General features: G+C 67.2%; 9 protein-coding genes. 3 read left to right on the top strand and 6 right to left on the bottom strand.

The window, feature by feature from the left end; all coding sequences use genetic code 11:
- Window positions 1-128: 128 nt before the first annotated feature.
- The 6 genes from J0M27_RS03730 to ispD all read right to left on the bottom strand — a co-directional run bounded on the left by J0M27_RS03730 (window position 129) and on the right by ispD (window position 4031).
- Entirely contained in the window at window positions 129-1259 is a 1131-nt protein-coding gene (locus J0M27_RS03730) for an AI-2E family transporter (RefSeq protein ID WP_294987590.1), read from the bottom strand.
- Between the two features lie 3 nt (window positions 1260-1262).
- Window positions 1263-1805 (bottom strand): cyclic nucleotide-binding domain-containing protein, encoded by a 543-nt coding sequence (locus J0M27_RS03725; protein WP_294987589.1) that lies wholly within the window; start codon window positions 1803-1805, stop codon window positions 1263-1265.
- Between the two features lie 88 nt (window positions 1806-1893).
- On the bottom strand, window positions 1894-2439 hold the full coding sequence (gene thpR, locus J0M27_RS03720) for an RNA 2',3'-cyclic phosphodiesterase (RefSeq protein WP_294987587.1): 546 nt from the start codon (window positions 2437-2439) through the stop codon (window positions 1894-1896).
- Window positions 2440-2445: 6 nt separating this feature from the next.
- Entirely contained in the window at window positions 2446-2934 is a 489-nt protein-coding gene (gene ispF / locus J0M27_RS03715) for a 2-C-methyl-D-erythritol 2,4-cyclodiphosphate synthase (RefSeq protein WP_294987585.1), read from the bottom strand.
- A gap of 54 nt (window positions 2935-2988) precedes the next feature.
- Window positions 2989-3327 carry a thioredoxin family protein gene (locus tag J0M27_RS03710; protein ID WP_294987583.1) on the bottom strand — a complete coding sequence of 113 codons (339 nt, stop codon included), beginning with the start codon at window positions 3325-3327 and terminating at the stop codon, window positions 2989-2991.
- Window positions 3324-4031 carry a 2-C-methyl-D-erythritol 4-phosphate cytidylyltransferase gene (gene ispD / locus J0M27_RS03705; protein WP_294987581.1) on the bottom strand — a complete coding sequence of 236 codons (708 nt, stop codon included), beginning with the start codon at window positions 4029-4031 and terminating at the stop codon, window positions 3324-3326. The genes J0M27_RS03710 and ispD overlap by 4 nt, the downstream gene beginning before the upstream one ends.
- Before the next feature lie 46 nt (window positions 4032-4077).
- On the opposite strand from ispD, the gene J0M27_RS03700 reads away from it, so the two are divergent.
- Genes J0M27_RS03700 through amrS form a run of 3 tightly spaced genes read left to right on the top strand, consistent with a single transcriptional unit; the run spans window position 4078 to window position 7816 of the window.
- Window positions 4078-5334, top strand: a complete 1257-nt coding sequence (locus tag J0M27_RS03700; RefSeq protein ID WP_294987579.1) for an MgtC/SapB family protein — start codon at window positions 4078-4080, stop codon at window positions 5332-5334.
- Between the two features lie 2 nt (window positions 5335-5336).
- The gene (gene amrB, locus J0M27_RS03695; protein ID WP_294987577.1) at window positions 5337-6743 is read left to right on the top strand and encodes an AmmeMemoRadiSam system protein B; all 1407 of its coding nucleotides are present in this window, start codon (window positions 5337-5339) and stop codon (window positions 6741-6743) included.
- On the top strand, window positions 6719-7816 hold the full coding sequence (amrS, locus tag J0M27_RS03690; RefSeq protein ID WP_294987575.1) for an AmmeMemoRadiSam system radical SAM enzyme: 1098 nt from the start codon (window positions 6719-6721) through the stop codon (window positions 7814-7816). Before amrB ends, amrS begins: the two co-directional genes overlap by 25 nt.
- Window positions 7817-7820: the final 4 nt, after the last annotated feature.

Genomic DNA, 7820 nt, shown 5'->3' with positions numbered 1-7820 from the left:
ACCTGGGCGAGTTGCACGCGACCGCGCGAAACAAACTCAAGAGCGCTCAGAAACGCCCTTCGATCATCGCTGCGTGCTGGATGCAGGCTACGCTGTGGTGATGTCATGAATTACGGAAGTCTCAATAATCAGAGGTCGCTACTGACCTGTTCGCGCAGAAGCTTGCGCGCGTGTCGATGGCGTGCCATCAGGCGCGAGTCGGTTACGATCATGCCGATGGTCTCGCCGACCACCATCACCACGCCCAACACCGGCAGCACCAGCATCAGGCCGGACACGCCGGCCACCGCGCCGCCGACGAAGATCATCAGCACGGTCACCAGCGGATGCAGTTCCAGGCTCTTGCCGATGGTCAGCGGCATGTAGAGGAAATCGTCGAGCAGGCGCACCAGGCCGAAGAGGCCGATCGCCCAGTAGGCCATCGCCGGATCGTTGGGGAAATCGGTGGCGGCCACCAGCACCACCAGGAGGCCGCCGAGGATGGAACCGACGTAGGGCACCCAGGCCAGCACGGCGCAGATCACGCCCAGCGTCAGCGGCCCGGGGATACCCAGCAGCCATAGCCCTGCCGCCAGCGTCACGGTATCGAGGATGGTGAGGTTGATCAGACCCTGGAAGTAGGCGCGCGCGGTGCGGTCGATCTCGTGCAGCAGGTAGAGCGTGCGTTCGAAAAAGGCGTTGGGCACGGCGGCGCTCAGGAAGCGCTTGAAGCGGCGTCCGTCGCGCAGGAAGAAGAAGGCGAGGAAAGGCGCCAGCAACAAGGACGGCGTCCAGGCCATGATGCCCAGCGCCACCGGTTCGATGTGGTCGCTGATGTTGCCGGCGCCCTGGTTCAGGCGCGCGGCGACGGTATCGGCCAGCTTCGCCCGCTCCAGGGTCGACCAGTGGCGTTCAAGCGAACGCAAGGAAGCGTCGAGCAACTGCGTGCCGCCCTGCACGTAACGATCGACGGTATTTTGCCAATGGCTGACCTGGCTGGTCAGGCGCGGCATCAGCGAAACGACGGCCAGCGCGAGCAGCACCAGGAAGGCCAGCGTCACGACGCTGGCCGCGGCATCGCGGCTCATGCCGCGAAAGATCAGGCTGCGGACCGCCGGATAGAGGAAGTAATAGAGGATCAGTGCCAGCAGGAAGGGCACCACCAGCCACAACACCTTCTGGAACACCAGCAGCAGCAGGCAAGTGACGCCGATGATCGCCACCCAGACCACCGGTCCGGAGGCACTGTGCGCGTGTTCGGGCGGATGCGAGGCGTTCACCTGTCAAACAACGTGCTGGTTGGCGCCCATCGCCTGCGCCATGGTGCGCATCCGGGCGCCGAGGTGGCGGGCCAGTTCGCGCGAGATCTTCGAGGCGATGCGGGCATGGGTGTCGAGCAGGCTGACGAAATCGTCGCGGAAGAAAACGATCAGCTTGCATGGCTTCGCCGCCCGCGCCTGCGCCGAACGCGGTGAATTGTCGAGCAGGGCCAGTTCGCCGAAAAAGGTGCCGGGGCCGAGTTGGGCGACGCGCCCGCTGTCGCCCTGGCGCCGGCGCGGGTGGGGCATCGCCGCTTCGGCCATCTTGGAACTCCCCGCCTCCGCATGCTCCTGGCGGCAGATCAGGACTTCTCCGGAAGCGACGATGTAGATCGCCTGGCCTTCCTCGCCTTCGTCGAAGATCACCTCGCCTTCCAGGTAGTCGCGTTCGTGCAGCAGGCCATCGACGATGCGCAATTCGGCCGGCGTCAGGTTCACGAACAGGCTGAGCGTATGCAGGCGCTCCAGGCGCGGCGTCGATTTTCTGAGGCGAAACAAATTGACCACGGCAACGGCTCCAGGATCGGCTCGGCGGGGTTTGCACCCGCCGCTTGCACTGGCCGGCCTGGCGCAACAACAATGACGCGATTCTAATTCAATCGGCGCGCGCTTCGGCGAGGGAAAAGCGCGCCAGGGTCCGGTAGGTTGCGGCCGACGGATGCAGTTGGCTTTCGACCAGTGCGAACTCGCTCACCCGCCAGCCGATCGGCGGATCGAGCGGCGGCAGCTCTGGCGACCGCACGCGGCGCGCCAGCGTGACATGCGGCACCTGCCCCGCCCGCGGATCGACGACGAAGCCGGCGGCCTGCAGCGCCGCGTGCAATTCCCCGGAAAGTCGGCGCTGGCGCGACGGCGTCCGCCGGCAACCGGCCCAGGCGATGCCGCCACGGGGAAAGAAGCCGAGGTGGTCGAGGCTGAGGTCGAAGGCTTCACCATGTATCCCGGCGGCCAGGCCTTCGAGTGCCTCAAGTTGCACCGTAGTGACGGAGCCGACAAAGGCGAGAGTCATGTGCAGCGTCGCCGGGTGCATGGCACGTCCGCCGGCAGTGGCCATTTCCTGCGCCAGCGCCGACAGGCGGCTCACCGCCGCGGCGTCCGGCCACAGCGCGAAGAAGACCCGGTGCGGGCGCGCCTCGCCCAAGTGCGGCTATTCCTGGCGCAGCAACAGGGCCACGGCTTCGGCGGCGATGCCTTCGCCGCGACCGGTGAAGCCGAGGCGTTCGGTGGTCTTGCCCTTGATGTTGACGGCATCGACCTCGATGCCGAGGTCGGCGGCGATGTTGGCGCGCATCGCGGCGACATGCGGCGCGATGCGCGGCGCCTGGGCGATGATGGTGGCGTCGATATTGCCCACCTGCCAGCCGGCGGCATTCACCGCCGCAACGGCACCACGCAGCAAGCGCCGACTGTCGGCGCCTTCCCATTGCGCGTCGCTGTCGGGAAACATGCGCCCGATGTCGCCCATGCCGGCGGCGCCGAGGACGGCGTCGGTGATGGCGTGCAGCAGCACGTCGGCATCCGAATGCCCCAAAAGGCCTTGCGGATGCGGGATGTGCACCCCGCCCAGGATCAGCTCGCGGCCGGGCGTCAGGGCGTGGACGTCGTAGCCTTGGCCGATGCGAAATGGAGAGTTCATCACGGAGAATCCCGGTGGCAGTTGCAGGCGATCAGCATAGCCGAATTCCAACCATCAATTCGGTAACGGGCGCGGATCGGTCGCCGCGTCGATCCGCGCCAGCGCACCTTCGATCGTGGCCACATCGTCCGGACGCACCAGGCGCGCCACTTCGACGCCCTGGCGCAGGAATACCAGGGTCGGCCACAGCTTGACGCGGAAGCTGCGCCCCAGGCGACGGCCAGGCCCATCCTCGACCTTCAGGTGCCGCAGTCCGGGATGCGCTGCCAATGCTTCAGCGATCAGCGACTGGGCGCGCGCGCAATGGCCGCACCACGAGGTGCCGAATTCGACGACCAGGGGTTCCGCAATCGCGTCGATTTCCTCGCGGGTCGGTTCCGTCGCGTCGTTCATTCCGGCCCCCGGTTCTGCAAAATCCTTTCCGCCAGTTGCAGGTCGCGCGGCCATGTCACCTTGAGGTTGCTGGCGTCGGCCGCCACCAGGCGCGGCGACAGGCCCAGCGTCTCGATGGCGCTGGCGTCGTCGGTGACGCTGGGCGCGAAATCGAGCGCATCGAGCAGCAGCCGGTGGCGGAACATCTGCGGCGTCTGTGCCTGCCACAATCCTTCGCGCGGCACGGTCTGCAGCACGTAGCCGCGTTCGTCGCCGCGTTTGAGGGTATCGGCGACCGGCACCGCCAGCAGGCCGCCGGCATCGTCGTTGCCGACTTCGGCGATCAGCTTCTCGACCAGCGCGACGGTCAGGCAGGGCCGTGCCGCGTCGTGCACCAGCACCCAGTCGTCGCCGCTGGCGCCCGGTTCGGAGGCCATCGCGCGCAAGCCTCCGGTAACGCTCGCGGCACGGGTTTCGCCGCCGCAGCGCAGGACGCGCAGTTTGGGTCCCAGCGATTCCATCATCGGTGCAGGCCAATGAATGTCCTCGGGCGCCAGCACGACGAAAACGCTGGCAATCGCCGGCGTCGCGCACAAGGTCGCCAGCGCGTGCCAGATCATCGGCCGCCCGGCCAGCGGCAGGTATTGCTTGGGCAGCGCAGCGCCGTCCTGCCCGCCCATGCGTGAGCCGGAACCGGCAGCGGGAACCAGTGCGTGATATCTCATGGCCGGATTCTATAATCAGCCTATAGGACATTGCGCGGGAAATCCCATGTTCGCCGGCGGAACCGAGTACGAAAGCCTGCAGGCCTTTGCCACCAGCATCGGCATCGGCCTGCTGATCGGCCTGGAGCGCGAGCGCCAGTCCGACCTCAAGGCCGGTTTGCGCACCTTCGCCCTGGTCGGCCTGCTCGGCTGCGTCAGCGCCCTTCTGGCGCAGATCACCGACAGCGGCTGGATCATCGCCGCCGGCCTGTTGGCGGTGGCCGCCATGATGATCGCCGCCCATGTCTCCGATCCGCTCGACACCGGCGATCCCGGCACCACCTCGGTGGTCGCGCTGATGGTCTGCTATGCGCTGGGCGCCATGGTCTGGTTCGGCCATGCTTCCGTCGCGGTGATGCTGGCGATCGCGACGACCGTGCTGCTCTACTTCAAGGCGCAACTGCACGGCATCTCGAAAAGCCTGACGCACGTCGACCTGTTGTCGATCCTGCAATTCGGCGTGCTGGCGCTGGTGATCCTGCCCATCCTGCCCGACCGCGACTTCGGCCCCTACGACGCGCTCAACCCGCGCAACATCTGGTGGATGGTGGTGCTGATCTCCGGCGTTTCGCTGGCCGGCTACGCCGCCCTGCGCGTGGTCGGCGCGCGCCACGGCGCGGCGTTGATCGGAATCTTCGGTGGCATGGTTTCATCGACCGCGACCACCATGATCTTCGCCCGCCACGCGCGCGCGCATGTCGAACTGGCGCGCACCGCGATGGTGGTCATCCTGCTCGCCAACATCGTGGTCCTGGTGCGCCTGTCGGTGGTTTCCTTCATCGTCGCACCGGAGATCCTGCCTTCGCTGGTCGCGGTGCTGGGCGCTGGCCTGGTGCTGGGCGTCGGCGCCACGCTGTGGGGCTGGCGCCAGTTGCAGGGCGGCGACTCGCTGCCCCTGCCGCAGGTCGCCAATCCGACCGAAATCAAGACCGCTTTGACCTTCGGCGCCCTCTACGCCCTGGTGCTGGTGCTCTCGGCCTGGCTGCAGGACATCGCCGGCAATCGCGGCCTCTATTTGCTGGCGCTGGCCTCGGGCCTGACCGACGTCGATGCGATCACGCTGTCCTCCTTGCGCATGTTCAGCTTGAACAAGCTGAGCGAGGCCCAAACTATTACTGCGATAACACTGGCAACGCTTTCCAACCTCGCCTTCAAGACCGGGCTGGTGGCCATCATCGGCGGTGTGGCGCTCGCTCGCTTCACCTTGCCGGGTTTTGCCGCCATTGCCGCCGGACTGGTAGGCGGCCTCCTGCTGATGGAGTGACCATGACTACCGCCACCACGCAACGCCCGCCGGCCGTGGCCGGCAGTTTCTATCCCGGCGATCCCGATGCGCTGCGGGACGAATTGGCAGTTTGTCTCGCCGTGTCGCCGGCGCCGTCCCACAAGGGGATACCGCTTCGCATAACTTCTGGCGACGGCCTGCTCAAGGCCCTCATCGTGCCGCATGCCGGCTACATCTATTCCGGCGGCACCGCCGGCAAGGCTTACGCCCTGCTTGCCGCGCTGGCCGGCCGCATCCGTCGCGTGGTGCTGCTCGGTCCCTGCCACCGCGTTTCGGTGCGCGGGCTTGCCGCGCCGACGGCGCAGGCCTTCGCCACGCCGCTTGGGCGGATCGCCGTCGACCGCGCGGCGCTCGACGGCCTGGCCGACCTGCCGCAGATCGTGTCCAGCGACGCCGCCCATGCCCAGGAGCATTCGCTGGAAGTGCAACTGCCATTCCTGCAGACCGTGCTCGGCGATTTCAAACTGGTGCCGCTCGCGGTTGGCCAGACCGGTGCCGCCGAAGTCGCCCAGGTCATCGACCGGCTCTGGGGCGGGCCGGAAACCCTGATCGTGATCAGCTCCGACCTGTCGCATTTCCACGCCTACGCCGAGGCACGCAAGATCGACCAGGCCACGGCCGGGCGCATCCTCGCGCTGGAGCAACTGACCAGCTTCGAGCAGGCCTGCGGCGCGCTGCCGATCAACGGCCTGCTGGCGGTCGCACGCAAACGCGGACTGCGCATCGAGCGCATCGCCCAGTGCAACTCCGGCGACACGGCCGGCGACAAGGGCCGCGTGGTCGGCTATGCCTCCTTCGCCCTCTACGAAGCGCCGCCGACCGCCGCCGCCGATCCCGGCCCGGCACTGCTGGTGCGCGCCCGCAACGCCATCGCCGCCAAACTCGGACAGGCCACCCGGGCGGAACCGGCGCATCCGGCGCTGGACCAACCGGGTGCGACCTTCGTCACGCTGACCCAGAATGGGCTTTTGCGCGGCTGCATCGGCTCGCTCGAAGCCCATCGTCCGCTCGACCAGGACGTGCGCGCCAATGCCCTCGCCGCCGCGTTCCGCGACCCGCGCTTTCCGCCGCTGACCCTGGCCGAATTTACGCGCACCCGGGTCGAGGTTTCGCTGCTGACCGCGCCGCAGCCGATGGCGTTCAGCGACGAAGCCGACGCCCTGCGCCAGTTGCGGCCGAATGTCGATGGCGTGATCTTCAGCGCCGGCGAGGGTGGCAAACTCGGCCGCAGCACCTTCCTGCCCCAGGTCTGGGAACAGTTGCCCGATCCGCGCCAGTTCATGGCCCACCTGAAACAGAAGGCCGGACTGCCCGCCGACTACTGGTCGCCCGACGTCAGGCTGCAACGCTACGAGGTGCAGAAATGGAAAGAAGCGCCGATCCCATAAGCGGGGTGCCGGCCCGCTGGTGGCACAAACTGGACGACGGCCGCATCCAGTGCGACCTCTGCCCGCGCGACTGCAAGTTGCACGAAGGCCAGCGCGCCGCCTGCTTCGTGCGCGCCATGCAGGGCGGCGAAATGCTGCTGACCACCTACGGCCGCAGTTCGGGTTTCTGCATCGACCCGATCGAGAAGAAGCCGCTCAACAATTTTTATCCCGGATCCAGCGTGCTGTCCTTCGGCACCGCCGGCTGCAACCTGGCCTGCAAGTTCTGCCAGAACTGGGACATCTCCAAGTCGCGGGACATGGATCGCCTGATGGACGATGCCACGCCGCAGGCCATCGCCCGCGCCGCACTGAAACATGGCTCGCACAGCGTGGCCTTCACCTACAACGACCCGGTGATCTTCGCCGAGTATGCGATGGACACGGCGGACGCCTGCCATGCGCTTGGCGTCAAGACCGTCGCGGTCACCGCCGGCTACATGCACATCGATCCAGCGCGCGAGTTCTACTCGAAGATGGACGCCGCCAACGTCGACCTCAAGGCCTTCACCGACGACTTCTACGTCAAGCTCTGCGGCGCGAAGCTGCAGCCCGTGCTCGACATCCTGGCCATGATCCACCACGAGACCGACTGCTGGCTCGAAATCACCACCCTGCTGATCCCCGGCAAGAACGACGGCGACGATGAGCTCAAGGCACTCGCCGCCTGGGTGGCGAAGGAACTCGGCCCCGACGTGCCGCTGCATTTCAGCGCCTTCCACCCCGACTGGAAGATGGGCGACATCCCGCCCACGCCGCCGGCGACGTTGGCCCGCGCGCGTCGCATCGCCATGGATGCCGGGCTGCGTTACGTCTACACCGGCAACGTGCATGACAAGGCCGGCGACGCGACGCTCTGTCCCGGCTGCGGCAAGACGGTGATCCAGCGCGATTGGTACCGCATCCTCGATTACGCGCTGGACGACAGCGGCCATTGCCGCCATTGCGGCACCGCCATCGCCGGGCGCTTCGGCGCCTTCGGCGAACCCTTCGGGCCGCGACGGATACCGGTACGCATGCATGCCGGCGCCTGACCGG

Source organism: Sulfuritalea sp., assembly GCF_017302275.1.
In the GTDB taxonomy this organism is placed as follows: Bacteria; Pseudomonadota; Gammaproteobacteria; order Burkholderiales; family Rhodocyclaceae; genus Sulfuritalea.
Note: the sequence above shows the minus strand (reverse complement) of the source record. Positions and strands in the feature narration are given on the sequence as shown.